The organism is Ruegeria sp. BHSC037 (assembly GCF_059613045.1).
In genome coordinates this window covers 1-25,600 of record NZ_JBXWRT010000011.1, presented here as the reverse complement: position 1 = coordinate 25,600, position 25,600 = coordinate 1, and the positions used below count along the sequence as shown (strand labels likewise).

Annotated in this window: 26 protein-coding genes; 5 read left to right on the top strand and 21 right to left on the bottom strand. The window is 64.0% G+C overall.

Annotated elements, in window-relative coordinates; genetic code table 11:
* Positions 1-65: 65 nt before the first annotated feature.
* The 13 genes from ftsH to ruvC all read right to left on the bottom strand — a co-directional run bounded on the left by ftsH (position 66) and on the right by ruvC (position 11,682).
* A complete protein-coding gene (ftsH, locus tag AC2FMN_RS11955) occupies positions 66-1,982 on the bottom strand; it encodes an ATP-dependent zinc metalloprotease FtsH (protein ID WP_496681367.1) in 1,917 nt (638 codons plus the stop codon).
* Between the two features lie 76 nt (positions 1,983-2,058).
* Entirely contained in the window at positions 2,059-3,312 is a 1,254-nt protein-coding gene (tilS, locus tag AC2FMN_RS11950) for a tRNA lysidine(34) synthetase TilS (protein ID WP_496688391.1), read from the bottom strand.
* Complete coding sequence (gene ybgF / locus AC2FMN_RS11945; protein ID WP_496688389.1) at positions 3,309-4,133, bottom strand: tol-pal system protein YbgF; 825 nt, start codon at positions 4,131-4,133, stop codon at positions 3,309-3,311. Before ybgF ends, tilS begins: the two co-directional genes overlap by 4 nt.
* Before the next feature lie 4 nt (positions 4,134-4,137).
* Positions 4,138-4,638, bottom strand: coding sequence for a peptidoglycan-associated lipoprotein Pal (gene pal / locus AC2FMN_RS11940; RefSeq protein ID WP_496688387.1), 501 nt, complete (start codon positions 4,636-4,638; stop codon positions 4,138-4,140).
* An 89-nt stretch (positions 4,639-4,727) separates the two neighbouring features.
* Positions 4,728-6,047 carry a Tol-Pal system beta propeller repeat protein TolB gene (tolB, locus tag AC2FMN_RS11935; protein ID WP_496688385.1) on the bottom strand — a complete coding sequence of 440 codons (1,320 nt, stop codon included), beginning with the start codon at positions 6,045-6,047 and terminating at the stop codon, positions 4,728-4,730.
* Positions 6,044-7,135 carry a cell envelope integrity protein TolA gene (gene tolA, locus AC2FMN_RS11930; RefSeq protein ID WP_496688383.1) on the bottom strand — a complete coding sequence of 364 codons (1,092 nt, stop codon included), beginning with the start codon at positions 7,133-7,135 and terminating at the stop codon, positions 6,044-6,046. The genes tolB and tolA overlap by 4 nt, the downstream gene beginning before the upstream one ends.
* A gap of 9 nt (positions 7,136-7,144) precedes the next feature.
* Positions 7,145-7,621, bottom strand: coding sequence for a protein TolR (gene tolR / locus AC2FMN_RS11925; RefSeq protein ID WP_496688381.1), 477 nt, complete (start codon positions 7,619-7,621; stop codon positions 7,145-7,147).
* 1 nt (position 7,622) lies between these two features.
* Positions 7,623-8,318 carry a protein TolQ gene (gene tolQ / locus AC2FMN_RS11920; protein WP_496681354.1) on the bottom strand — a complete coding sequence of 232 codons (696 nt, stop codon included), beginning with the start codon at positions 8,316-8,318 and terminating at the stop codon, positions 7,623-7,625.
* Positions 8,319-8,426: 108 nt separating this feature from the next.
* Positions 8,427-8,810 carry a tol-pal system-associated acyl-CoA thioesterase gene (gene ybgC, locus AC2FMN_RS11915; RefSeq protein WP_496681352.1) on the bottom strand — a complete coding sequence of 128 codons (384 nt, stop codon included), beginning with the start codon at positions 8,808-8,810 and terminating at the stop codon, positions 8,427-8,429.
* A complete protein-coding gene (locus AC2FMN_RS11910; protein WP_496688380.1) occupies positions 8,807-9,430 on the bottom strand; it encodes a hypothetical protein in 624 nt (207 codons plus the stop codon). Before AC2FMN_RS11910 ends, ybgC begins: the two co-directional genes overlap by 4 nt.
* Before the next feature lie 62 nt (positions 9,431-9,492).
* Positions 9,493-10,512 carry a Holliday junction branch migration DNA helicase RuvB gene (ruvB, locus tag AC2FMN_RS11905; RefSeq protein WP_149775762.1) on the bottom strand — a complete coding sequence of 340 codons (1,020 nt, stop codon included), beginning with the start codon at positions 10,510-10,512 and terminating at the stop codon, positions 9,493-9,495.
* A gap of 4 nt (positions 10,513-10,516) precedes the next feature.
* Positions 10,517-11,188 (bottom strand): Holliday junction branch migration protein RuvA, encoded by a 672-nt coding sequence (gene ruvA, locus AC2FMN_RS11900; protein WP_496681347.1) that lies wholly within the window; start codon positions 11,186-11,188, stop codon positions 10,517-10,519.
* A complete protein-coding gene (ruvC, locus tag AC2FMN_RS11895) occupies positions 11,185-11,682 on the bottom strand; it encodes a crossover junction endodeoxyribonuclease RuvC (RefSeq protein ID WP_496681345.1) in 498 nt (165 codons plus the stop codon). The genes ruvA and ruvC overlap by 4 nt, the downstream gene beginning before the upstream one ends.
* Positions 11,683-12,009: 327 nt before the next feature.
* On the opposite strand from ruvC, the gene AC2FMN_RS11890 reads away from it, so the two are divergent.
* Positions 12,010-12,222: a DUF1127 domain-containing protein gene (locus AC2FMN_RS11890; RefSeq protein WP_496681344.1), complete on the top strand. Its 213-nt coding sequence runs from the start codon at positions 12,010-12,012 to the stop codon at positions 12,220-12,222.
* Between the two features lie 99 nt (positions 12,223-12,321).
* Here AC2FMN_RS11890 and AC2FMN_RS11885 read toward each other — a convergent pair whose 3' ends face one another.
* From AC2FMN_RS11885 to AC2FMN_RS11870, 4 genes are all read right to left on the bottom strand, one after another.
* Positions 12,322-12,675: a hypothetical protein gene (locus AC2FMN_RS11885; protein WP_490362348.1), complete on the bottom strand. Its 354-nt coding sequence runs from the start codon at positions 12,673-12,675 to the stop codon at positions 12,322-12,324.
* A 98-nt stretch (positions 12,676-12,773) separates the two neighbouring features.
* The gene (locus tag AC2FMN_RS11880) at positions 12,774-13,652 is read right to left on the bottom strand and encodes a 50S ribosomal protein L11 methyltransferase (protein WP_496688378.1); all 879 of its coding nucleotides are present in this window, start codon (positions 13,650-13,652) and stop codon (positions 12,774-12,776) included.
* A gap of 68 nt (positions 13,653-13,720) precedes the next feature.
* Positions 13,721-14,953 carry an MFS transporter gene (locus AC2FMN_RS11875; RefSeq protein ID WP_496688376.1) on the bottom strand — a complete coding sequence of 411 codons (1,233 nt, stop codon included), beginning with the start codon at positions 14,951-14,953 and terminating at the stop codon, positions 13,721-13,723.
* 77 nt (positions 14,954-15,030) lie between these two features.
* Positions 15,031-17,226: a primosomal protein N' gene (locus AC2FMN_RS11870; protein WP_496688374.1), complete on the bottom strand. Its 2,196-nt coding sequence runs from the start codon at positions 17,224-17,226 to the stop codon at positions 15,031-15,033.
* Positions 17,227-17,317: 91 nt separating this feature from the next.
* Here AC2FMN_RS11870 and fsa point away from each other — a divergent pair, with 91 nt between their 5' ends.
* From fsa to AC2FMN_RS11850, 4 genes are all read left to right on the top strand, one after another.
* The gene (fsa, locus tag AC2FMN_RS11865; RefSeq protein WP_005977921.1) at positions 17,318-17,971 is read left to right on the top strand and encodes a fructose-6-phosphate aldolase; all 654 of its coding nucleotides are present in this window, start codon (positions 17,318-17,320) and stop codon (positions 17,969-17,971) included.
* 203 nt (positions 17,972-18,174) lie between these two features.
* Positions 18,175-18,882 carry a DUF484 family protein gene (locus AC2FMN_RS11860; protein ID WP_496681337.1) on the top strand — a complete coding sequence of 236 codons (708 nt, stop codon included), beginning with the start codon at positions 18,175-18,177 and terminating at the stop codon, positions 18,880-18,882.
* Positions 18,879-19,799, top strand: coding sequence for a tyrosine recombinase XerC (locus tag AC2FMN_RS11855; protein ID WP_496688372.1), 921 nt, complete (start codon positions 18,879-18,881; stop codon positions 19,797-19,799). The genes AC2FMN_RS11860 and AC2FMN_RS11855 overlap by 4 nt, the downstream gene beginning before the upstream one ends.
* A gap of 91 nt (positions 19,800-19,890) precedes the next feature.
* Positions 19,891-20,586, top strand: a complete 696-nt coding sequence (locus AC2FMN_RS11850) for a CDP-alcohol phosphatidyltransferase family protein (RefSeq protein WP_496688370.1) — start codon at positions 19,891-19,893, stop codon at positions 20,584-20,586.
* Between the two features lie 27 nt (positions 20,587-20,613).
* Here the strand turns inward: AC2FMN_RS11850 and AC2FMN_RS11845 are convergent, their stop codons facing one another.
* The 4 genes from AC2FMN_RS11845 to AC2FMN_RS11830 all read right to left on the bottom strand — a co-directional run.
* Positions 20,614-21,081 carry a hypothetical protein gene (locus tag AC2FMN_RS11845; RefSeq protein WP_496681332.1) on the bottom strand — a complete coding sequence of 156 codons (468 nt, stop codon included), beginning with the start codon at positions 21,079-21,081 and terminating at the stop codon, positions 20,614-20,616.
* A gap of 76 nt (positions 21,082-21,157) precedes the next feature.
* Entirely contained in the window at positions 21,158-21,613 is a 456-nt protein-coding gene (locus AC2FMN_RS11840; protein ID WP_496681329.1) for a methylated-DNA--[protein]-cysteine S-methyltransferase, read from the bottom strand.
* Positions 21,614-21,698: 85 nt separating this feature from the next.
* Positions 21,699-24,617 carry an isoleucine--tRNA ligase gene (gene ileS, locus AC2FMN_RS11835; RefSeq protein ID WP_496688369.1) on the bottom strand — a complete coding sequence of 973 codons (2,919 nt, stop codon included), beginning with the start codon at positions 24,615-24,617 and terminating at the stop codon, positions 21,699-21,701.
* Between the two features lie 166 nt (positions 24,618-24,783).
* Positions 24,784-25,600: DUF2339 domain-containing protein (locus AC2FMN_RS11830; protein ID WP_496688367.1), on the bottom strand; the 817-nt coding region annotated here is incomplete at its 5' end.

Sequence of the window (25,600 nt, the reverse complement as noted above, 5' to 3'; positions counted from 1 at the left end):
CGCAGCCTGCGTCCCATTGCAGGAAAGGCAAGAAAAAACCCGGCGCGTGGGCCGGGTTTTTTGCGTCAGGCAGTGGGTTCGGGCTCCATCCCGCCCTCGGGCGGAGATTTCTTGGGCTTGGTCTTCGGAATTGCCGTCACGCTGGCCGCGCCACCCTGATCGGGTGTACCGCTTTCGTCATCGCCTGCGTGCGGTGGCTCGCCCTTCATCACCCGCTTGATCTCGTCTCCGGTCAGGGTTTCGTATTCCAGAAGGCCCTGCGCCAGACGCTCCCATTCCTCGTGATGGTCGGTCAGGATCTGGTGCGCGCGCTCGTATCCCTGCTGGATCAGGCGCTTGACCTCTTCCTCAATCAACTCCTTGGTATGGGCCGAAACCGAGAACCCGGCGGTATTTCCCTGATAGCCCTCATGCGCCTCGGCATAGTCGATATTGCCGACCTTGTCGGACATGCCCCAGCGCATCACCATGGCCCGCGCCAGCTGGCTGGCCTGCATGATGTCGCCGGCCGGGCCGTTCGAGACGTGATCCTCGCCGTATTTGATGACTTCGGCGGCCTTGCCCGCCATGGTCATGGCCAGCTTCTGCTCGCACTCGTCTTTGTGATAGTTCAGCTGGTCCATCTCGGGCAGGCTGACCACCATGCCCAGCGCACCGCCGCGCGGAATGATCGTGGCCTTGTAGACCGGATCGCACAGCGGCAGGGTCATGCCGACAACGGCATGGCCTGCCTCGTGATAGGCGGTCTTTTCCTTCTGGTCCTGAGTCAACACCATCGAGCGGCGCTCGGCCCCCATCATCACCTTGTCCTTGGCGTTCTCGAAATCCTCCATGGTCACGAAACGCCGACCGACCCGCGCGGCCATCAAAGCCGCCTCGTTCACCAGGTTGGCAAGGTCGGCGCCCGAGAACCCGGGTGTGCCGCGCGCGATGATGCGCAGATCGACATCCGGGCCAAGCGGCGTCTTGCGGGCATGCACCGCAAGGATCTTCTCGCGTCCTTTAATATCGGGATTGCCGACGGTCACCTGACGGTCGAACCGACCGGGGCGCAGTAGCGCCGGGTCCAGCACGTCCTTGCGGTTGGTTGCTGCCAGGATGATGACGCCTTCGTTGGCCTCGAACCCGTCCATCTCGACCAGCAGCTGGTTCAGCGTCTGTTCGCGTTCGTCGTTGCCACCGCCGTAACCGGCGCCACGGTGGCGACCCACGGCGTCGATCTCGTCGATGAAGACGATGCAAGGCGCATTCTTCTTGGCCTGTTCGAACATGTCGCGCACACGGGATGCACCGACACCCACGAACATCTCGACGAAGTCCGAACCCGAGATGGTGAAGAATGGCACGCCGGCCTCACCCGCAATCGCTCGGGCCAGCAGCGTCTTACCGGTACCCGGAGGGCCGACCAACAGCGCGCCTTTGGGGATCTTGCCGCCAAGGCGCGAGAATTTCTGCGGGTTGCGCAGGAACTCGACGATCTCTTCCAGTTCTTCCTTGGCCTCGTCGATGCCCGCCACATCGTCAAAGGTCACGCGGCCATGCTTTTCGGTCAGCATCTTGGCCTTGGACTTGCCAAAGCCCATGGCACCGCCTTTGCCGCCACCCTGCATCCGGTTCATGAAATAGACCCAGACACCGATCAACAGCAGGAAGGGAAGCAGCGTGATCAGGAACGACTGGAAACCCGATTGCTGTTGCTTCTCTGCCCGAACCGGGATGTCTTTCTCGATCAGCAGCTTGGTGACCTCGGCATCGCCGGGTTTGATCGTGACATAGTTGCCGCCGGACCCCGTGGTATAGCGGATCTGTTCCCCGTCCAGCGTCACGTTCTTGACGTCGCCCGCTTCGACGGCGCTGACGAAATCGGAATAGGTGCGTTCGTTGCTCTGAAGCGTTCCACCTGGACCGCTGAACAGGTTGAACAATGCAAGGATCAGCAGGAACAGAACGACCCAGAAGGCGATGTTGCGCGCGTTGCCCAAGAAATATCTCCCAAAAGACTTCGGCAGATCACAACCTGCCGTGTTGACCCTTAAAATAGAGATGATTGGCGCAGGTTCAATGCGATAAAAACGCGGCCTGAACCTGGGCCCGCGCGGGGACGATTTCAGCCATCCAGCCATTGGCCAGACCAGCCAGCGGCGCCGACAGCAGGTGATCGCCCCGCCAGACCGCGGGCGTCGAACTCAGCACGACCCGCGGCAATCCCTCGGCGCGCCAGTCCGGTAACTGTCTCAGTCCAACCTCGCCCAGCGCGCGCGTCTCGGTGCCGTCGGTGTCCGGCCCGCGCAGAATCCAGCGCCCATCCCAGAGGTCGCCCGGCCTGGCAACCTTCCCGAACACGGCGTTCAGCTCTCGGCAAATCCACGCAAATTTCCCGGACGGAACGATCTGGCATCCTCCGATCACAGCGGCTTGCCCTGCCGCAATCGCGGCCATCGCGCGCGCGACCGTGGCCTGACGCGGAGGGTAGTCTTCCCCCGCGATCCAACGCACGAACCCCACGACCAGCCGTCGCTGAACTTCTGGCGGAGCGGCGGCGAAGCCCGCCCGGTCCAACTGGATACTACCCGCGTGCTGGGTCGCGATGCTCTGGGCCATTTCCCGCGCATATCGTTGCAAGGCTTGATCTGCCCGTCCCATGTTCTCAGCGACGCGCGCCAGAGTTTCGGCAGTGATCCCCAGTTCGGACAAGCCCGCCAGCGCCTGCCGGGCCTTGATCCGGTCGAACCGACGGTCCTGATTCGAAGGGTCCTCTGCCCAGCTGACCCCTTCCGTGTCCAGATAGGCGCGCAGATCGGCACGGGTGGCAAACAGCAAGGGCCGATACAGGGTGACGCCTCCCATGTCCCGCATCATGGGCATGGCCGACAGGCCGGTAACGCCAGCCGCGCGGGCAAGGCGCATCAGAACGGTTTCAGCCTGATCATCCGCCGTGTGCCCCAGGGCGATGGCCGCTATGCCCCGTTCCGCCGCCCAACCGCGCAGCAATTGATACCGCGCCCGCCGGGCCTGATCCTGCAGGTTGCCTGACCCGTCCCAATCCCTCCATTCCAGGATCGTGTGCGGGATATTCATCTGTTCGCACAGCGCAGCCACCCGGGCCGCTTCATCCCCGGCCTCGGGACGCAAGCCGTGGTCCACCGTGGCCGCGAACAGGCGGATGCCCTCACCCCCTGCGACGCGCGCCAGCAAATGTAACAGGGCGGTTGAATCGCTGCCGCCCGAAACCGCGACTCCCAGCCGAGGCGGCAAGGGGCTGGGCAGCCGCGTCCGAAGCCCGGAAAGAAGGCTCTCGGTGTCGCGGGTCAAGAGCAGTCCAGCGACGCCATTTCCTGCGACGCCGCGGAAACGAAACCCGAATCGGGAAAGCGCACCGAAACCTCGCCCAAGGTTATGCAGGCCTGTTCGACCTGTCCCAGACGGCCCAGCGCAGCGCCCAGTTCGTACAGGGCCTCGGGGGCTACGGGACCCTCGGATTCGACGGTAAAACTTGCCAGAAACGCCCGCGCGGCTTCACGCGTGTCCCCCAGCCCTTCCAACGCCTGACCGCGGCGCAGATTGGCCTCGGCGGCCAGCGGGCTGCCAGGATACTTGGCGTCGAATTGCGCCAGCAGGTCGGCGGCCGTCTGGAAATCACCATCGGCCAGGGCCTGCGCCGCCTCGTCGAAATCGGCCTGCTCGCCCACGGCAAGCTCGACCTGGCCGGCACCCTCTGCGATGTTCGGCGCCGGTGGGGTGACGATCGTCGCGGCGTCCTCGCCGCCAAGGGGCGCGGTCGGCTCGCCGCTGAACTCACAGCCCGGCTCCAGCTCGCAAAGCCGAAACTCGAGATCACCGATCCGGTTGGTGCCGTCGCTCACGATGTTCTGGATACGCTGGTTCAACTGCTCGGTCTGGCGGGTCAGCCGCTGCAATTCGGCCTCAATCGCATCAACCCGTTCCAGGATCGAGCTGCCGGACAGGTTTGGCGCGGGCGCGCCGGTGGTCGAAAACTCGCGCTTGAGCCGCTGGATTTCTACATGCAGCACGGTCAGCTCCTGCCGGATATCCGCCAGGGTCTGCTGATCCTGCGCCTGCGCCCCGGTGGCGACGGTCAGGGCCGCCGCCAGCACCAAACCTGCAACCTTCATACCGTCACCCCGCGGTCGAACCGGTCAGCACCGTCACCGCGCGGCGGTTCTTGGAGTAGCATTCCTCGGTGCTGCAAATCTCGATCGGGCGCTCTTTGCCATAACTGATGGTCTGCAGGCGGTTCCCGGCCACCCCGCGCGAAATCAGAAACTCGCGCGCGGCATTGGCCCGGCGGGCGCCCAGCGCCAGGTTGTATTCCCGCGTGCCCTGTTCGTCGGCATGGCCTTCGATGGTGGCGGTATAGTCGGTATTGGCCAGCAGCCAATCGGCCTGGCCCTGCAGAATGGTCCGCGCCTCGGGCGTCAGCGTGGACTGATCGACCGCGAACAGAACCCGGTCACCGACCGCCTGCTGGAAATAGGCCGGCGAGCGCGGATCACTGGCCGAACCCGGCACCAGCGCCCCGGCCCCGCCTGCCCCGCCCAGGGCCGAAGGATCATTGTTGGTACAGGCGGTCACCAGCGCCAGCGCGCCCAGTGCCGCGATCTTGCTCAATACGTTCATTTCAATCGCCTCTGGTTCCATTTTGTTGTTTGACGCCTGTCTATCACAGCCAAGGTACCTTGTGAACGTCGCCATCATTGACGATCAGTTCATTTCAACAACGGCCCCCATGACGGATCGCTGCCCCCGTCCGGTGTGCGGACCGGGCGTAGGTTGCGCCCCGAGATGTCGACCGAATACAGCGTAGACCGCCCGCTGGCCCCCTGTGTTTCGCGGGTGAACATGATGACCCTGCCATTGGGCGACCAGGTCGGACCTTCATCCAGGAACGAGGCGGTCAGCAGACGCTCTTCGCTGCCGTCCACGCGCATCACGCCGATGTGGAAGCGGCCCTTGTTCTGCTTGGTGAAGGCAATCAGATCGCCCCGCGGCGACCAGACCGGTGTGCCATAGCGGCCCTGGCCAAAGCTTATGCGGGTCGCCTCGCCGCCATTGGCGGGCATCACATACAACTGAGGCTGGCCCGACCGATCACTTTCAAAGACGATCCGCGAACCGTCCGGCGAATAGCTTGGCGCGGTTTCGATGGCAGGCGTATTGGTCAGGCGTACGCTCTGCCCCGAGGCCAGATCCATCTTCCACAGGTCGGTATTGCCGCCCTGGGTCAGCGAATAGACGATCGAGCGACCGTCGGGCGAGAACCGCGGCGAAAAGCTCATGGTGCCGTCCTGCGTTTTCAGCTCCTGCTTTTTCACCCGGCCCACATCCAGCAGATAGATGCGCGGGCGGCCGCTTTCATAGCTGGTGTACAGCAGCCGGTCGCCCGCCGGTGAAAAGCGCGGCGCCAGAACGATGGCGGCACTGTCGGTCAGGTACTGCACATTGGCGCCGTCGTAGTCCATGATGGCCAACCGTTTGCGCCGCTGATCCTTGGGGCCGCTTTCCGACACATAGGCGACGCGGCTGTCGAAATAGCCACCCTCGCCCGTGATGCGGCTATAGACCTGATCGGCCACCTTGTGCGCCATCCGCCGCCATCCATCGATCGGGCCCGAAAACTGCAACCCGTTGCCCAGTTCCTGCCCCGAAAACACGTCCCACAGCCGGAACCGCACCGTCAGGGTATTGCCCGAGAGGTTCACCGCGCCGGTCACCAGCGCGTCGGCGTTGATCGCCTTCCAGTCAGCGAACTGGATCGGGGCCTCGAAACTGCTGACCTGGCTGATGAAGGCCTCGGGCGCGATTTCGCGGAACAGGCCGGTGCCGGTCAGATCGGTGGCGACCACGCGGCTGATGTCGGTGGCATATTGCGTGGCGGCCGGGGTATCGGGCACGAAGTTCGGCACAGCGAAGGGCATCGGTTCGATGATGCCTTGATCCAGCTCCAGCCTCAGCGGCCCTGTCTGGGCAGACGCCGGGGCCGACAGCAAGGTCAGGCCGACAAGGAGGCTGGTCAGTAGTTTCATCATTTGATCCGCATCCTCTCGGGATTGAAGGTGATCTCAATATCCTTCCAATGCGCGTATTTGTCAGCAGGAAGGTCGTATCCTTTGGCACCACAGCGCAAAATCGCGCGTCGGGCGGCCTCGTATGCCTGTTTCGCGGCGCCCGCCGACCCGCCCGAGCTGTCCAGCATCCGCAGGCTGCCCGCAACGATCGTGCCGTCGCGGTTCAGCGAAAAGCCGACCACGACGACGGTTTGCAGGGCGTCGGTCGAGAGGGACCCCACATTCCAGCACCGCGATACGGCCAGACGCATCGCGTCTTTCTCGCCGCTTGTCAGGGGCGGGCCGGCCGGTTCCTCGGCGGCACCCAGCGCCTCGGCCAGGGCATCGTTGATGGCGGCCTGATCCTGCGGGGCCGGCTCGGATGGTGTATTGGTCTCGGCCACCTCGGCCTGAGCGGTTGGTTGCGGCCGGCTGGGCCGTACCCGCGGGCGCGGCGAACGTTGGGGCGACAGGTCCTTGCCTTGTTCCGCTTCGGTCACGATCTGGTCGGTCGCCTCTTCAGGGGCGGTCTGATCCTGTTGTTCTTGCTGGGTCTCGGCGCCCTCATCCAATGAAACGGCCGGTGTTTCGATGTCATCGGGCTTGGCATCCGGCGGTGGCGGCGCGATGGGTTCCGGCGCGATCTTGTCGGCGGGGCGCGGCTGAGACTCGGGCAAGGCGGGCAAAACGGCCATCTCGGGTTCGGGCTCCGCCAGAACCGGGGGCTGTTCGATGATTTCCGGCTCGGGCGGTGCCTCGACGGGGACGGGCTGAGGCTCGGGGTCTGGTTCCGGCGGAGTCACGGTTTCGGGTCGCGGTGGTTCCTCATCAACCGGCTCAGGGAGCTGAGGCGCCGGGGGTTCTGCGTCCGGAGTTTCAAGCCCACCAGGCGCCACCGCCACCGCCGGAGCCTCCCGCTGTGCAGTCAGCGCCGCGAATTGCTCGGCCGAGATCACCGACACCTCCTGTACGGCCATCGGCAGAGGCTCGGAGCGGAAGGTGCCGCCGAACAAGGCCCAGCCGATCAGGGTGACGTGGGCAATCGCCGAAATCTTGGTGCCGGTATCCACCGCGCGGCCTCACTCTTGGCCTTCGTCCAGCGACGGTCCGCCGGTGTCGGTGACCAGGCCCACATTGGAAAAGCCTCCCGCGTTCAACGCGCCCATGACCTGCATGACCTGCGCATATGGGATCGCGCCGTCGGCCCGCAGAAACACGCGGTCGCTGCTTCGCTCGGCCGCGATGGCGCGCAATTTGCCGACCAGTTCGTCACGCGCGACGTCCGTGGTCTGAATCTGCACCCGCCCATCCGCCGTCATGGTCACGGTCAGCGGTTCCTCGTTGTCGCCGGGCAAGGCGCTGGCCGCCGTCTTGGGCAGGTCGACCGGAACACCCACCGTCATCAGCGGGGCGGCAACCATGAAGATGATCAACAGCACCAGCATCACATCCACGAAGGGGGTGACGTTGATCTCGGCCATCGGCTGGGCACGCCCGCGGCGGCGTCCGCGGCGACGCCCGTTGCCGCCCGACGATTGCTGCATCGCCGCGCCCATGTCAGCTGTCCAACTGGCGTGACAGGATGGTCGCGAATTCGTCGGCGAATGCCTCGTATCCACCGACGATGTGGTCGCTGTCCGCGCTCAGCTTGTTGTAGAAGATCACTGCCGGAATCGCCGCCAGCAGGCCCAAACCGGTGGCCAACAGCGCCTCGGCGATGCCCGGCGCCACGACGGCCAGATTGGTGTTCTGCTGCTCGGCGATTTCGATGAAGGCGTTCATGATGCCCCAGACCGTGCCGAACAGCCCGATGAAGGGCGCGGTGGACCCCACCGTGGCCAGGATCGGCAGGCCCTTGTTCAGCTTTTCGGCCTCTTTCGCTATGGCCACGTCCATCGACCGGTCGATACGGGCCGTGGCCCCCGCGATCAGCCCGCCGTCGTTGCGATGCGACCTGCGCCATTCGATCATCCCGGCCGCGAAGATCTTTTCCGATGCGCCATCGGGCTGCGGTCCGATCTGCTCGAACAGTTCGTCCAGCGGATTGCCCGACCAGAAGGCCTGATCGAATGCCTCCGCCTCGCGCCGGGCCGCGCGATAGTTGATCAGCCGTTGAATGATGATCGACCACGACCAGAAGGATGCGACGACCAGCATCAGCATCACGACTTTGACGATGAATGTCGCGCGGGCAAACAGCCCCCACATGGAGAAATCGATCTCCTGCGCAAGCGCCAGCGTTTCAGCTTCCATGAACCTGCTCTTTGTTTTGCCTGACGGCCGTTGTTCGGCCTTGTTTTACCGAACGCTAGCGCAGTTGCGTGCAAAATGCCATCAGAACCGCCGGGCCTGAGCAAATTGTTACATCAATGCGCGAATCTCTGCCGGCAACCGGATCGGCTTGCCGTCCTTGTTGATGCAGACGGCGGTGACGGTGGCGCGGAAGATCTCGGTGTCACCCCGACGGATCAGCTGTGCCATGGTCAGACGCACGCCCGAGATCGCGACGACCTCGGTCTCGACGATCAACTCGTCGTCGAACCTGGCCGAGGCAAGATAGTCGGCCTCGACGCGCCGCACGACCCAGACGACACCCGCCTCACGCATTGCGTTCTGGTCATTGCCCAGATTCCGGACCCAATCCGACCGGGCGCGCTCGATATAGCGCAGGTAGTTGGCGTGATAGACGACGCCTCCCATGTCGGTGTCCTCGTAATAGACGCGAATGGGAAAGACGTGTTTCATTGCGGACGCTCCATCCGGGCAAACAGGCGCAGCGCGTGCGAAGGGTCCTGTGCCACCGCCGGCAGAACCGGATCATAGGCGGCGCGGATCAGCCCGGCAATGTCGGGCCGAAGGATCGTCGTCTCGCCCGCCACGGCCAGGGGCGAGCGGTCGCGGAACGCCGTGTCGGACCACAGCAAAATGGTCTGAACGACCTGCGAAAGGGCCAGGGTTTCAGCCGGCACCTTCGACAACTCGCGATCCATCCGCAGAAAGACGAAAGCCGCTCGGATCGCGCCGTCTTCGTCGAAGCGGAAAATCCGGTACTGGTTCGCCCCGGCGCCCTCCAGCCGCGCAACCAGCGGGACAAGATCGGGTATCAGACGATCCAGGTCTGGAACCTCGGGCAACTCGCTCCACTCGCGAAAGAAGAAAACCATGCAGTTCGCGCCCAGTTCGGGGTCGGTCTCGGCCATCTTGTGATCGGCCAGCGCAACCACCGCCTCGAACGCGCCCTTGACCGTGGCCAGGGTTTCATCCTCGACCCCGAACACGATAGGCACGATCGGACGGCCCCAGCGCGCAAACAGGAACGCGCCATCGGATCGGGTAAACAGCGCCTGGATCTCTTCGGGTGTCACGCCCTGCCCTTCGTCTTTTGAAAATTCTCTCGCCCCAGCCTTAAAGTCTGAGGCCGGCGGCTTCAACCAAACAGGTCGCTCTGCCCCTTAGGCGCGGCCATGCCCAGATGCGTCCAGGCCTTCTGCGCCAGCATCCGGCCGCGCGGCGTGCGTTGGATCAGGCCTTGTTGCAGCAGATAGGGCTCGATCACTTCCTCCAGCGAGTCGCGGCTTTCCGAAAGGGCGGCCGACAAGGTCTCGATCCCCACCGGGCCACCGCCATAATTCTCGGCGATCAGTTTCAGATAGCGGCGGTCGGCCCCGTCCAGACCCAGATTGTCGACGCCCAGCCGCGTCAGCGCGCCATCGGCCAGCTCGCGCGTGATGCGACCGTCGCCTTCGACAATGGCGAAATCCACGACCCGCCGCAGCAGCCGTCCGGCGATACGGGGGGTGCCCCGCGACCGGCGCGCGATCTCGCGCGCACCGTCGTCATCGGCCGGCGCGCCCAGCTTGCGGGCGTTGCGGGTGACGATCTCGTGCAGCTCGTCCACGGTGTAGAATTGCAGCCGGGTGGGAATACCGAACCGGTCGCGCAGCGGGGTGGTCAGCAGGCCCATCCGCGTGGTCGCCCCGACCAGGGTAAAGGGCTGCAGCTCGATCCGCACGGTGCGGGCCGCGGGGCCCTCGCCGATCACCAGATCCAGCTCGAAATCCTCCATCGCCGGGTACAACACCTCTTCCACCGCCGGATTCAGGCGGTGAATCTCGTCGATGAACAGCACGTCGCGCTCTTCGAGGTTGGTCAGGATCGCCGCAAGATCCCCGGCCTTGGCCAGAACCGGCCCCGAGGTCATGCGGAAGTTCACCCCAAGTTCGCGCGCCATGATCTGCGCCAGCGTCGTCTTGCCCAAGCCCGGAGGGCCGTGGAACAGCGTGTGGTCCATCGCCTCGTTCCGCTGGCGGGCCGACTGGATGAAGATGCGCAGATTGGCCCGCGCCTCGGCCTGGCCGATGAATTCGTCCAGCCCCTGCGGGCGCAAGGCGCGGTCGTTGTCCTCGGGCAGAGGCTGCGGGCGCAGGGTCGGGTCGGCATCAACCATTCATTCAGCCTTTCGGAGCCAGCAGTTTCAACGCCGCGCGGATCAATTCGGCCTCGCCGGCATCGGGCAGATTGGCGGCGGCCTCGGCCACGGCAGAGGCGGCCTCGGACGGGCCATAGCCCAGGTTCGACAGCGCCGACAAAGCACCCGCCGACGCCGCACCCGCGCCGGGTTTCGGGGACCGCACGGGGGCCGGCGCCGGGTCTGCGGGTTCAACCACCTCGGCCACGGGGCCGTCCATTGCCTCGGTCACCGTGCCGCCCATCGCCATGACGCCGGGCGCCTTGTCTTTCAGGTCCAGCACGATGCGCTGCGCGGTCTTAGGCCCGACACCCTTGGCCGCCTTTACCGCGCCCCAATCGCCTAGCGCGATGGCCCGGCTGACCCCGTCCGGCCCCAGCGCCCCCAGAATGGCCAGCGACACCTTGGCCCCCACCCCCTGAACCGAGCAGAGCAGCCGGTGCCATTCTTTCTCGACCAGTGACAGAAAGCCGTAAAGCTGCATCAGGTCCTCGCGCACCACCAGATCGGTGTACAGCGAGACCGCCTCGCCCACGCCGGGCAGGGCCGCCATGGTGCGGTCCGAGCAATAGACGATGTAGCCGACCCCGCGCACGTCGATCAGAAGGTGATCCGCCGCGCGGTAGTCGATGCGTCCTGTCAGCTTGCCGATCATGAGACCACCTGTTTGATGCGGGCCTGCGGCGTCGCTCCGTAAAACGCATGGCAGATAGCGATCGCCAGCGCGTCCGCCGCATCGGCCCCCTTGGGCTGGCATCCCGGCAGCTGAAGTTTGACCATGTGCAGAATCTGCTCCTTCTCGGCGTGCCCTACGCCCACCACGGTTTTCTTGACCCGGTTGGGCGCATATTCGCCCACCGGCAACCCGGCCTGCGCCAAGGTCAGCAACGCCACTCCGCGCGCCTGACCCAGCTTCAGCGTCCCAGCGCCGTCCTTGTTGACGAAGGTCTGTTCGATCGCTGCCTGGTCGGGTTGATGCTCGGCGATCACCTCGACGATCTGGTTGTGCAGCGACAAAAGCCGCTCGCCCAGATCATCCCCGTCGGATTTGCACAGGCCGTTGGCAACGTGGCTCAGCCGGCTGCCATGTGATTCGATGACGCCCCATCCCAGGGTGCGCAGCCCCGGATCGATGCCCAGAATTCGCATGTTGTGCCTCGGCCTGCTCGGGTTTTCGTGATCTTTTTCATCGATTAGCACGAAGCGTGAACATTTTCCAAGCGAATTGACACCACACCCAAAAACGACACCTATGCTCCACCTGCGACACGGCGGCCTGAATCCGACGCCGAAAGGTCTGAAATCGACATGGCTCGGGGGTCATTTTTCACCTTTTTTTCATGGCTTTTTCAGGTATCGGGACCCTTGCAAAATCTGCATGGGACACATGCAATTTTGTGCCTTGCTCGGGCGCACCTTCGTCATTAGCTGCCGCGCAGCATTTGGAATGAAGCACCAACCAGAAGGAAGCAGGATATGGCTGCACTGGAACCCACCCGCGCCGCAATTGGCTCGATCGGCTTTGCAGGCCGTATCGGCGCTTTTCTGGCCTCGATCGTGAACGCCGTTATCGAATGGAATGATGCCCGCATCACCCGCAAGGCGCTGAACGGCCTGAGCGATCGTGAATTGGAAGACATCGGCCTGTGCCGGGGCGACATCGACGCAGTCGCCGAAGGCCGCCGCTGAACGACAGCCACCACCACTCACTTGCTCACTCCAGCCATCGGTTCAGAGGCGGGGGCAAAAAACGAACACCGCGGACCGGAAGGTGCGCGGTGTTTGCGTTCAAGACAGCTTGTAGATGATCGCCTTGAATTGATCGGACATGAATTGTGTCACCGGATCGATCTGCATGACCCATGCACCGGCCTGTTCGATCGCTGTCCCGCCGTTCAGCACGTCGAGCCGGGTTTGGTACCCGGACGGTCCCAGGCTGGACAACAGGAAAGCCTTGAATGCAAACACCCCGACCAGACACATGACAAGAACCTTCAGCGGAACGGCCGAGCGCACCCGTTGGGGTTTCATGACGACCAAACCATCTTTGCGCATGGTCGCGCGATAGCCGCGGCTCATCTTGTTGTGTTTCTTTGTCAGCCGATGAACGCGCTGATCGAATTCAAGTTGTTTTCCTGTCATGGCAGCCTCCAAAAACCGCCCCCCAAATTCATTGGATGACGGTAGAAGGAGAATGCGTCAAAACCGTGGCAAAAATCCACAAAACTCCTGCAAATGGTCTAATTTGCGCCCTGTTTGGTTAAGACTAGCGTCGTCCATTCACCAATCATTGATCGATCCATCGTATTGAACCCGTTTCGTGTATAAACCGATTCCACTTCGTCGGCCTGCTCGTTGAGGATTCCCGACAGGATCGCATGTCCGCCTCCGCGCAGATTCTGCGCGATTTCCGGCGCAAGGGCTACCAGCGGACCCTTCAGAATGTTGGCAAAAATCAGATCGTAAGGCGCCGCCGCTTGGAGGTCGGGATGGTCAAATCCGGCGGCCTCGACACAACGGACGGCCCCGGCCATGCCGTTGGCCTTCAAGTTGGCCTCGGCCACTTCTACGGCAACCTCGTCGATGTCGCTGGCCAGAATCTCGCCCGACCAGACCCGCGCCGCCGCCATCGCCAAAACCGCCGTACCGCAGCCGATGTCGGCGACCTTGCTGGCCTCGAACCCATTCTCAATCAGCTTGTCCAGCGCCTTCAGACATCCCAGCGTCGTTCCGTGGTGCCCGGTGCCGAAGGCCATCGCCGCCTCGATCAGCAGCGGGATGCGTCCCTCGGGCAGCTTGTCGGCATCGTGGCTGCCATAGACGAAAAACCGCCCGGCCTCGACCGGGGCCAGCTCGCGCCGGACATGGGCGACCCAGTCGGTTTCCGGCAGTTCCGACACCACGAACGGCTTGGCTTCGAAAGCCGCCGCCAGCAGGGCCAGTGCAGCCTCGTCCGGGGTTTCGGTGAAATAGCCGCCGACCTCCCAGAGGCCCGAGCCGTCCTCGACCTCAAAAACGCCCACGCCGGTGGGTTCGGGATCCAGACGCTCCATCGCTTCGCCGAGGCTTTCGGCCGCGGCTTTGCCTTTCAGGGTAGTCAAGGCGGTGAATGTAGGCATGGGAACCTCCTGCAGAAACCGCCTTTGCGCCTAGGGCCGTCAGCCGTCGAGGTCAAGCGTCCCGGGTGTCATTCGGCCGGTGCGGGGGCGTATTTCGAAAAGACGGTCTCGTTCCCCGGCTCGGGATGGCGCGGGATCAGCAGCGACAGCGCCAAAGAGATCAGCGCCATGCCCGCCGCCAGACCGAACACCGCCCCGGGCGACACGACCCACAACAACCCCAGCAGCGCCGGCAGAAACACCGCCGCGATGTGGTTGATGGTAAAGGCCACCGCCGCGGTGGGTGCAATATCGGCCGGGTCGGCGATTTTTTGGAAATAGGTCTTGAGTGCCAAAGCCAGCGCGAACAGCACGTGGTCGATGACGTAGAGAATGGCCGCCAGCAGCACGCCCCATCCAAACCAGTAGATGCCGCCATAGGCCGCAAACACGATGGCAAGGCCCAGATATTCGAAGATCAGCGTGCGCCGCTCGCCAAACACCGCAACGGCCTTGCCCAGCAGAGGGGCGGCGGCCATGTTGATGATCAGGTTGATGAGGTACAGGCTGGTCAGGTGATGCACTTCGAAGCCAAAGCGTTCGACCATCATGAACCCCGCGAACACGACGAAGATCTGCCGCCGCGCGCCCGCCATGAACTGCAGCGCATAGTACAGCCAGTAGCGGCGGCGCAGCACGATTTTCTTGGTCTGCGGTGTCGGCGCATCGAATTGCGGATAGGCGATCAGGCAGAACAGCGCCAGCACCGCGGTCAAACCACCAGCCGCCATAAAGACCGTGTTGTAGGACAGATCGAACCGATCCCAGGTCAGCACGATCAGCCCATAGACCACAAGCGTCGCGGCCGATCCCATCGCCACCAGCCACCCCAGCACCTGCGGGGCGCGGTCCTTGGGCAGCCATTGCAGCTGAAGCGACTGGTTCACCGTTTCGTAGTAGTGAAACCCGATCGAGCTGAACAGGGTCACAAACAGCAGCCCGCCGAGGCTGGGAAACCAGGCCGTCACCGCCGTGGCCACACCCAGCAGCATCAGCGAAATCATGGCCAGCACCTGTTCGCGCACGAAAAGGATCACCGCGATCACGCCAACGGCCAGAAAGCCCGGGATTTCGCGCACCGTGTGCAGCAGGCCGATGTCTGCCCCGTCGAAATCCGCGACTTCGATCACAAAGTTGTTCAGCAGTGCGCTCCATGCATTGAACGCAATTGGCATGGTCAGCGCCATCACGAACAGCAAAGTGACGGGGCGGCGCCAGAACGGCAGGCTCTGGGCCTGGGACAGGGGCATCGGTTTCAGCATGAGAGTTCTCTACGCCCAATCCGCCCGGCTGGCGAGAGGAAATCCCCCGTGCACATCGGGTCTGCGCTGATGCAGGGTCAGTAGAAGCTCTGCGGGTCGATATCGACGGTCAGGCGGATGTCGCCCTTCAGGCGCACCGGTGCGATCCAGCGGGCGATGGCGTCCTGGATCGGCGCCCCCTTGGGCGCCTTGATCAGCAGCCGCACCCGGTGCCGCCCACGGATGCGGGCAATCGGCGCCGGGGCCGGCCCAAATACCTGTGCCCCGATCTGCCGCAGCGGCGCGTCATTGCGCGCCAATGCGTTGCCGATGTCAAAGACGGGCCCAACCTCGGGGCCGGACAGCACGATTCCCGCCATCCGGCCATAGGGCGGCACCCCGGCCGCCTGACGCCCGGCGGCCTCGGCCCGCCAGAACCCTTCCTCGTCCCCCGACAGAATCGCGCGGATCACCGGGTGTTCGGGCTGAAAAGTCTGCAGCAGCGCCGTCCCCGGCTTGTCGGCCCGCCCGGCCCGGCCCGCCACCTGCCGCATCAGTTGAAAGGTCCGCTCGGCCGCGCGCAGGTCGGACCCGTGCAGGCCCAGATCCGAGTCGATCACCCCGACCAGCGTCAGGTTCGGGAAATTGTGCCCCTTGGCCACCAGTTGCGTGCCGATGACGATATCTGCGTCACCCTCGGCGATCTCTTCGATCTTGGACTTCAGCGCCCGGGCCGAGCCGAACAGGTCGGAACTGAGCATGGCGATGCGGGCGTCGGGAAAGGTCGCCTCGGCCTCTTCGGCCAGACGTTCGATGCCGGGGCCGACCGGGGCCAGCTTGCCCTCGACCCCGCAGGCGGGGCAGGCCTCGGGCATGGGCTTGGTCTCACCGCACTGGTGGCACATCAGACGTTTGAGGAACCGGTGTTCGACCATGCGCGCATCGCAGTGGTCGCAGGCGATCTGTTCGCCGCAGGCCCGGCACAACGTCACCGGCGCATATCCCCGGCGGTTGATGAACAGCAGCGACTGTTCGCGCTTCTCGATGCGCGCCTGCACCGCCTGGCGCAGGCTGGGGGAAATCCAGGTGCCCGGCTGCATCTTCTCGGCGCGCATGTCGATGGTCTTCATGTCCGGCAGCACCGCCGCCCCAAAGCGCGAGGTCAGGTCCAGTCGGTCATACTTGCCGGCCTCGGCATTGGCCCAGCTTTCCAGCGACGGTGTCGCGCTGGCCAAGATCACGCGCGACCCGCAGATCGCCGCCCGCAGAACCGCCATGTCGCGCGCATTGTAATGCACCCCGTCTTCCTGCTTGTAAGAGGTGTCGTGTTCCTCATCCACCACGATCAGGCCCAGATCGCGGAACGGCAGAAACAGCGCCGACCGCGCGCCCACCACCATCTGCGCATCGCCCTGCCCGACCATGCGCCAGACACGGCGGCGTTCAGTCATCGTGGCACCGGAATGCCATTCGGCCGGGCGCGCGCCGAACCGCTCCTCGACCCGCGTCAGAAACTCGGCGGTCAGCGCGATTTCTGGCAGCAGCACCAGCGCCTGCCGGCCCATGCGCAGCGCTTCGGCCACCGCTTCAAGGTAGACCTCGGTCTTGCCCGACCCGGTCACGCCCTTCAGCAGCGTGGTGCCATAAGTTCCGCTGCGCAGTGCCGCCCGCAACGTGTCGGCGGCAGCGGTCTGATCGGGGGTCAGAGCCTTGCCGGGCCGGTCCGGATCCAGCGTCGGATAAGGCAGGTCGCGGGGGCTGTCCTCCTCACGCACGGCGCCCTGCTTGACCAACCCTTTGACGACCGACGAAGTGACCCCGGCCATCTCGGCCAGTTCTTTCAGAGTAAAGGCCAGGCCGCCATAATCACGCAGCACCTCCAGCACCCGGGCGCGGGCGTCGGTCATGCGGTCGGGTGTGCCGCTGCCCAGCCGATAGACCTTGCGCATCGACAGCGGGTCGCCCAGCCCGGGCGCGCGGGTGGCCAGCCGCAGCATGGCCGGCATCGGCGTCAGCGTGTAGTCGGCCGCACGCTGCAGGAACAGGCGCATCTCTTGGCGCATGGGCGCCACGTCCAGCACCCTGATGACCGAGCGGATCTTGCTGCGATCGAAATCACCGCGCCCGGCCCCCCAGACCACGCCCAACACCTTGCGCGGACCCAGCGGCACCTCGACGAAGGCGCCCAGGAAACACCCCCCCTCGGGCGCCTTGTAATCCAACGTCCGGTCCAGAGGCTGGGTCGTCACAACCGCCACCAGCTCACCTTGGTCGAAATGCACCGGGTCGCTCAATGCGCGCCTTTCTTCAGCAGGGGTTTCAGCACGGGTCTCTTTGAGGTAAAGGCATCCGCGAGCAAGGCCAACCCATCAAAGGACTGCCCCGATGAAATTCTTCGTAGACACAGCCGAAATCGACGCCATCGCCGAGTTGAACGACCTGGGCATGGTGGACGGCGTCACCACCAACCCCTCGCTGATCCTGAAATCGGGTCGCGACATTCTGGAAGTGACCAAGGAAATCTGCGACCTGGTCGATGGCCCGGTTTCCGCCGAAGTCGTCGCCACCGAGGCCGAGGACATGATCGCCGAAGGCCGCAAGCTGGCGCAGATCGCACCGAACATCGCCGTCAAGGTGCCGCTGACCTGGGCCGGTTTGAAAACCTGCAAGACGCTCAGCGACGAGGGCCAGATGGTTAACGTTACCCTGTGTTTCTCGGTCAACCAAGCGATTCTGGCGGCCAAGGCGGGCGCGACCTTCATTTCGCCCTTCATCGGACGTCTGGACGACATCAACCTCGACGGCATGGACCTGATCGCCGACATCCGTCAGGTCTATGACAATTACGGGTTCGAAACCGAAATCCTAGCCGCCTCGATCCGCAGCGTGAACCATGTGGCCGACAGCGCCCGCATCGGCGCCGACGTGATCACCGCCCCGCCCGCCGTGATCAAGAAGCTGGCTGACCACCCGCTGACCGACAAGGGGCTCGAGGCCTTCCTGTCGGATTGGGCCAAGACCGGCCAGAAAATCCTGTGAACCGCTAATCCCAAGCACCACCGCGCGGCCCCGCCAGGGGCCGCGCCTGGCCCAACTGCACGGGCCTGATCAGCGATCAGGCCCGTGCAGGCGGGAGCCAAGTCCCCACACTCGGCACCTAATCCACCTAAACGTGCATTTTTCCCAAGGTATTTCCGGGCACCCGTGCTATAACGCACCCAACAAAAAAGACCGGACAGGATATGAGCAGCAACCCCAAACTCGAGGACAACCTCCGCGCAGCGATTCTGGCAAAACCGGATGCGGTGCTGGACGACAAGGACCTGATGCAGGCGCTGGTCGCCGCGAACGAACGCGCCCGCGGAGACAACATCATCGACCTGCGTGGAATCGCCATGCAGCGGCTCGAGGCGCGGCTGGATCGTCTGGAGGACACGCACCGCTCGGTCATCGCCGCCGCCTACGAGAACCTGGCCGGCACCAACCAGGTGCACCGCGCCATCCTGCGTCTTCTCGAACCGGCGGAGTTCGAGGATTTCCTGCGCACACTGGGCACCGACGTCGCCGACATCCTGCGGGTCGACCGGATCACTCTTGTTCTGGAAACTACGGCCGCGCAACACGATCCGGGAATCGCCAGGCTGGACGGTATTCTAACGGTGGCCGAACCCGGCTTCATCGACCGCTACCTGAGCCACGACCGCGGCGGCCCGGCCCGCGACGTCGTGCTGCGCGAGATTCACCAACCCAACCGATTGGTGCACGGTGATCAGGCCGGCGAACTTCAATCCGAAGCCTGCATGCTGCTGGACCTGGGCACGGGCCGCCTGCCGGGCATGATCGTGATGGGCGCGCGCGACCCGCGGCATTTCTCTCCGCAGTTGGGCACCGATCTGCTGGCGTTTTTCGCCGGCGTGTTCGAACGGTCGATGCGCCACTGGCTGTCATGAGCCTGATCTCTCCGGCCTGCCGCGATGCGCTACAAGTGTGGCTGGAGAGTCTCTCGGCGCTTGCGGGCCGGTCGGAAAACACCACCAACGCCTATCGTCGGGATGTCACCGATTTCCTGGCCTTCATGACCCTGCATCACAGCGAACGTCAGGGGTTGGCCGCGCTGGAACGGATCAGCGTTTCGGACATGCGGGCCTGGATGGCGCAACAGCGCGACACCGGCGTCGGCGCTCGGTCCCTGGCGCGCAAGCTGTCGGCCGTCAAAAGCTTCTACCGCTGGCTGGCCGAGCGCGAGGGGTTCGAGCCCACCGCCGTCCTGTCCACCCGCGCGCCGAAATTCACCAAAAAGCTGCCGCGCCCCCTAGCCGAAGACGCCGCCCGCGCCGTGATCGAGGCGGTCGAGTTGCAATCCAGTTCGGATTGGGTCGCCGCCCGCGACGTGGCCGTGGTGACCCTGCTCTATGGCTGCGGACTACGCATTTCCGAGGCGCTCTCGCTGACCGGCGCCGACGCGCCCCTGCCCGAGACGCTCAGAATCGTCGGCAAGGGCGACAAGGAGCGAATCGTTCCGGTCATTCCCGCCGCACGGCAGGCGGTGGACCGGTACCTGGAGTTGTGCCCGCACCCGCAAAGTGCAACCGCCCCACTGTTCCGCGGTGTGCGTGGCAAGGCGCTGAACCCACGGGCGATCCAAGGCGTCATGGCAAAGGCGCGCATGCAGTTGGGCCTGCCGGCAACGGCCACGCCCCATGCCATGCGCCACAGCTTTGCCACGCACCTTCTGTCGGCCGGTGGCGACCTCCGAGCCATTCAGGAACTGCTGGGACACGCGTCTCTGTCCACAACGCAGGCTTATACCGCCGTCGATACCGCGCGGCTGATGGAGGTCTACAACCGCACCCACCCCAAGGCCTGAACGCAACGGAATCGCCGCGACCGCCTGCATAGACCCTTAGGGGTGGGATTTTGCTTTGCATCTCGGGCGCGCATCGTACATGACACGGGCCATGACACTCAGATTCAAAGCCTTAGCCGTCCATTTGTTCACCGCGACTGGTGCCGTTTTTGCCATGCTGGCCATGCTGGCAGCGGTCGAGGAAAAATGGAGCCTGATGTTCCTTTGGCTGGTGGTGTCTTTCATTGTCGACGGAATCGACGGACCCCTGGCGCGGCACTACCACGTCAAGAAAAACGCGCCCGAGTTCGACGGGGTGCTGCTGGACCTGATCATCGATTATCTGACCTACGTGTTCATTCCGGCCTATGCGCTGTTCAAATCCGGCCTGATGGACGGTTGGACCGGCTGGTTCGCAATTATCGTCATCACCTTCGCTAGCGCGATGTATTTCGCCGACACGCGGATGAAAACCAAGGACAATTCCTTTTCCGGCTTCCCGGGTTGCTGGAACATGGTCGTGGTGGTGATCTTCGCGCTGAAACCCGATTTCTGGTTCAGCCTGATCCTTGTGGCGCTGCTGGCCGTGGCGATGTTCCTGCCGCTGAAATTCATCCACCCCGTGCGTACGGAACGCTGGCGCAACATTTCCCTGCCCATGGCCTTCGCCTGGACGTTTTTCGCCGGATGGGCCGCCTGGGTCGATTTCCACCCGCAAAGCTGGGCGCACTGGGGCCTTGTCGTCACCAGCCTGTATCTGGTGTTTGCTGGTATTGCCCAGCAACTGATCCCGCAAAGGACCGGATGACCCCGCCGCGCAGGGCGAGGCCGAAGCTCACAGGATTTCCTGGATCTCGAATTCGGTTCCGTTGTGGGTGAACACGTCGCCCTTCTGCAAACCGGCCATCGCAAGGTAAATCGGGCTTTGGGGTGAAATCCCCATATAGGTGTCCCCGTCAACGTCGAATCGCGTGGTCGAGACGCAGACGACGAAATGCCGGTCATTCAGCTTGACCACCGCGCCCGGCTCGACCGTCTGTTTCGGACCAAAATCGGTGTTTTCGATCACGTCGATCTTGGCATGATGTGCATGCACCGGCCCGTCGAAAGCCGCCGCCAGATCGGCGCTCTCGCGCGAGGCGGCGATGTCGTCCTTGTCATGCACCTCGCGATCGTCCAGCTGCGACTCTTTCAAAAAGGCCTCGTGATGGGCCTGCGCGACTTCAAGCTCCTGGGCTTCCAGGGCCATCAGGCGGTCGATGATGGCTTTCTTGCGGGCAGCCGGGTCTGTCTGAGCGGTCATGCAATGCGGTCCTTCGCTGTCGAATTCCATCTCAGGTTGGGACGCTTTGCGGGGGATTGCAACTGGATTCCGGTGATCAGATCAGCAGGCTCGCGGCGCCTTCGTGGCGCAACAAGGCCACCTTGCTCTCGATTCCGCCCTGGCCGGAAAACCCGCCCAGCCCGTTCGCAGCCAACACCCGGTGGCAGGGAATGATCACCGGAATCGGATTGGCTCCGCAGGCTTGTCCCACGGCCTGTGCGGGGTGCCCCAGTTCGCGCGCAATGTCGCCATAGGTGCGGGTGTCACCGAAGGGAATTGCAGACATCACCGCGCAGACCGCACGCTGAAACTTTGATCCGTTGACGTGCAGCGGCAGGTCGAAGCGGCGCAGGCTGCCTTCGGCGTAGGCCATCACCTGCGAGGCGGCTTCGGCAAGCAGCGGAGTCGTATCGCCCTCCGTTTGGCCGCCCCAGACCAGCCGAGTGATGGCGCCGCCTTCTTCCTCGATCCCGAGGCATCCGAACTGGGTTTGAACCGCAATCATCGGCATGGCTGCAGGGTTTCAGATCAGCACGCCGCCCGCAAGTCGCAAAAAAAGCCCCCGCGCTATGGCGGGGGGCTTTCGGGGTTTACGTTCAGCTCAGGGCGGTGTCGCAGCGACCGCAGACACCGGGATGCGCGTGGCGCCCCACATCCGGCAGGATCTTCCAGCAACGCTGGCACTTGGCCCCTTCGGCGTTTTCGAACACGACGCCGACGCCTTCGACCTCGGGCAGGCGGAAGGCCTCGGCCGGGGCCGGGTCGGCGGTGACAGTCAGGCCCGAGGTGATGCACAAGTCATCCACGTCGAAAGTGGCTAGCAGGTCACGGGTTTCGGCATCCTCGACATGCACGACCGGCGCGGCTTCGAGGCTGGAGCCGATGACCTTGTCGCGGCGCTGCACTTCCAGCGCGGCGGTCACCGCACGACGTACACGGCGGATCTTGGCCATGTTCTCCTCAAGCGCGGGGTCGCGCCAATCGGCAGGCGTGTCGGGGAAGTCGACCAGATGCACCGAGCTGTCCTCGCCCGGGAACCGCTCCAGCCAGACCTCTTCCATCGTAAACGGCAGGATCGGTGCCAGCCAGGTGGTCAGACGGTGGAACAGGATATCCAGCACCGTGCGCGCGGCCCTGCGGCGCGGGGTGTCCCCATCGCAATACAGCGCATCCTTGCGCACGTCGAAATAGAAGGCCGACAGGTCGACCGTGGCAAAGTTGAACACCGCGCTGAACACGCCCTGGAAGTCGAACGCGGCATAGCCCTTGCGGACCTGCTCGTCCAATTCGGCGAGGCGGCTGAGCACCCAACGTTCCAGACGCGGCATCTCGGCCGGGTCGATCCGGTCGGCCTCGGTGAAATCGGCCAGCGAACCCAGCATAAAACGCATCGTGTTGCGCAGACGGCGATAGCTGTCGGCGACCCCTTTCAGGATTTCCGGCCCAATCCGCTGATCGGCGGTATAGTCGGTCTGGGCCACCCACAGGCGCAGGATGTCGGCACCATATTGCTTGATGACCTCCTCCGGCACGATGGTATTGCCGAGCGATTTGGACATCTTGTTGCCCTTCTCGTCCAGCGTGAACCCGTGCGTGACCACGTTGCGATACGGCGCGCGGCCGATCGTGCCACAGGCCTGCAACATCGAAGAGTGGAACCATCCGCGGTGCTGGTCGGTGCCCTCCATGTAGACATCGGCGATGCCCTCGGGCGCACCATCCTCGCGATCGCGCAGAACGAATGCGTGGGTCGAGCCCGAGTCGAACCACACGTCCAGAACGTCGAACACTTGGTCATAATCGTCAGGGTTGACGATGCCGTCCAGCACCTGCTGTTTGAACCCGTCGGTGTACCAGACATCGGCACCGTGTTCTTCGAACGCGGCCTTGATGCGGGCATTCACTTCCGCGTTGCGCAGCAGATAATCCGGGTCGGTGGGCAGAGCGCCTTTCTTGGTGAAACACGTGAGCGGCACGCCCCAGGCACGCTGGCGCGACAGAACCCAGTCGGGGCGTGCCTCGATCATCGAATACAGGCGGTTGCGGCCCGACGGCGGCGTCCATTTCACCAGTTCGTCGATCGAGCGCAGGGCGCGTTCGCGGATGGTGTCGCCCATCTGGTTCATGCCGTCGTCCAGCTTGCGGTCCACGGACACGAACCATTGCGGTGTGTTGCGATAGATGATCGGCGCCTTGGACCGCCACGAATGCGGATAGCTGTGCTTGATCTTGCCACGCGCCAGCAGCCCGCCGACCTCGGCCAGCTTGTCGATCACGGCCTTGTTCGCGTCGCCCTCGCCGCCCTTGCGCGACAGGATGTACTTGCCACCGAAGAACGGCATGTCAGCGCGGAAGCTGCCATCGTCCATCACGTTGTAGGTGATGACCTGCTCGAGCATGCCCAGATCGCGGTACAGCTCGAATTCCTCCATCCCGTGCGAGGGCGCGCAATGGACGAAGCCGGTGCCTTCCGTATCGGTCACGAAATCGGCCGCGCGAAAATCGCGGATGTCGTCCCATTCGCCGTTGGACCCTTCGGCCCCTGCCAGCGGGTGCTGCAGCTGGATCTTGGCCAGATCGTCCTGCGTGACGTCACACAGGCGTCGGTACATGGTGTCGTCCAGTCGCGCGCGCGCGAACACGTCGGCGGCCAAGTTGTCGGCCAGCAGGTACCGGTCACCGATCCGAGCCCAGCATTCCTCGGGGCGGCCGGTCACTTCGTACAGCCCGTACGAGATGTCCTTGCCATAGACCACGGCCTTGTTCGACGGCATGGTCCAGGGCGTCGTGGTCCAGATCACAACATAGGCGTTGTCCAGCGTGGTGTCGCCGGTGTTCACCACCTTGAACTTCACCCAGATGGTGAAGCTTTCCTTGTCGTGATACTCGACCTCGGCCTCGGCCAGAGCGGTCTTCTCGATCGGCGACCACATCACCGGTTTCGAGCCTTGATACAGCGTACCGTTCATCAGGAACTTCATGAACTCGTCCGCGATCACCGCCTCGGCGTGATAGTCCATGGTGACGTAGGGATCGGCCCAGTTGCCGGTGATGCCCAGGCGCTTGAACTCTTCGCGCTGTATATCGATCCAGCCTTCGGCGAACTTGCGGCATTCCTGGCGGAAGTCGATGACCGGAACCTCGTCCTTGTTCTTGCCCTTCTTGCGGTACTGTTCCTCGATCTTCCATTCGATCGGCAGGCCGTGGCAGTCCCAGCCGGGCACATAGCGCGCGTCGAAGCCCATCATCTGATGCGACCGCACGATCATGTCCTTGATCGTCTTGTTGAGCGCGTGGCCGATATGCAGGTGCCCGTTGGCATATGGCGGGCCGTCATGCAGGATGAACGGCTTGCGCCCCGGCTTTTCGCGCAGTCGGTCATAGACGCCGATCTTCTCCCATCGGTCCAGCCATGCGGGCTCGCGCTTGGGCAGGCCGGCGCGCATGGGGAATTCGGTTCGGGGCAGGTTCAGCGTGTCTTTATAGTCGGGTGTCTGGGTCGTGTCGGCGCACATGGAGAGGCGTCCCTTGGATGATCTTGGCGTGTTTGGATCGAAGCGGTCGGTGCGATGAACTCAAGCACCTTTGCCCGGCGTCTCGGAAACTCAGAGCGCCGGGGAAATAATTCGAATGATAATGGCCAGAACGTCTTGCATGGCCGGGCTTATAGGCCGGTTGTGCCTATTGGTCCAGAGCTTCCGGCCCCTGCGGCGAATGGCGCAGCTTGGCCCAGCGGTTCAGCCAAGCCAAACCCGCCAGCGCCAGCCCCAAAGCCAGCAACGAAAACACCCGAATCAGGCCGCCCAGGCCTGAGATGTCGATCAGGAACACCTTGGCCACCGCCAGCCCGATCACCGCCAGCCCGGCCTTGCGCATCAGGTTCGAACCGCGGGCCAACGACTGATAGAACAGCGCCGCGCCGATCACCAGCAGCGCGAGCGTGTAGGTATAAAGCTCGGGCTGGGACACGCCGTTGCCTTCATACATTCCTGCCGCACCCTGCCAGAAATGCCGGATGGTCAGGCCCAGCCACAAGGCACCCAGCGCGATGGACACCCCCTGGCAGACCAGCCGCAACTGGGCCGGCATCGTGGGGATTCGCCACGCGAACAGACCGATGACAAGGGCCGGCAGCAAATAGGCAATGGCAAGCGTGTTCACGATCGGAGGTCCCAGAACAGGATCTGCGCCAAAACGCAAAACAGGGTTGGCCACTGTCGCAGCCAGCGCCAGCCACAACAGGCCATGCGCGGCGAAAAACACGCCCAATGCGACCCGCACCCAGTTCAATCGCCCGCCCAGCGCAAACCGCTGCACCTGCGCGAATGCCAACAGCAGCCAAATGGCCGACAGCAGGCCCATCCCCCAATGGCTGTCGTCGGCACCGCCCTCGCCCAGCCCTTCCAACCAGCGCAGCAGCAGCAGCGACACCAGAACGCCGCCCGTCGCCCAAGCCGCACTGTCTAACATGACCTTGGCGACAGGTCGGTCCAGCGGG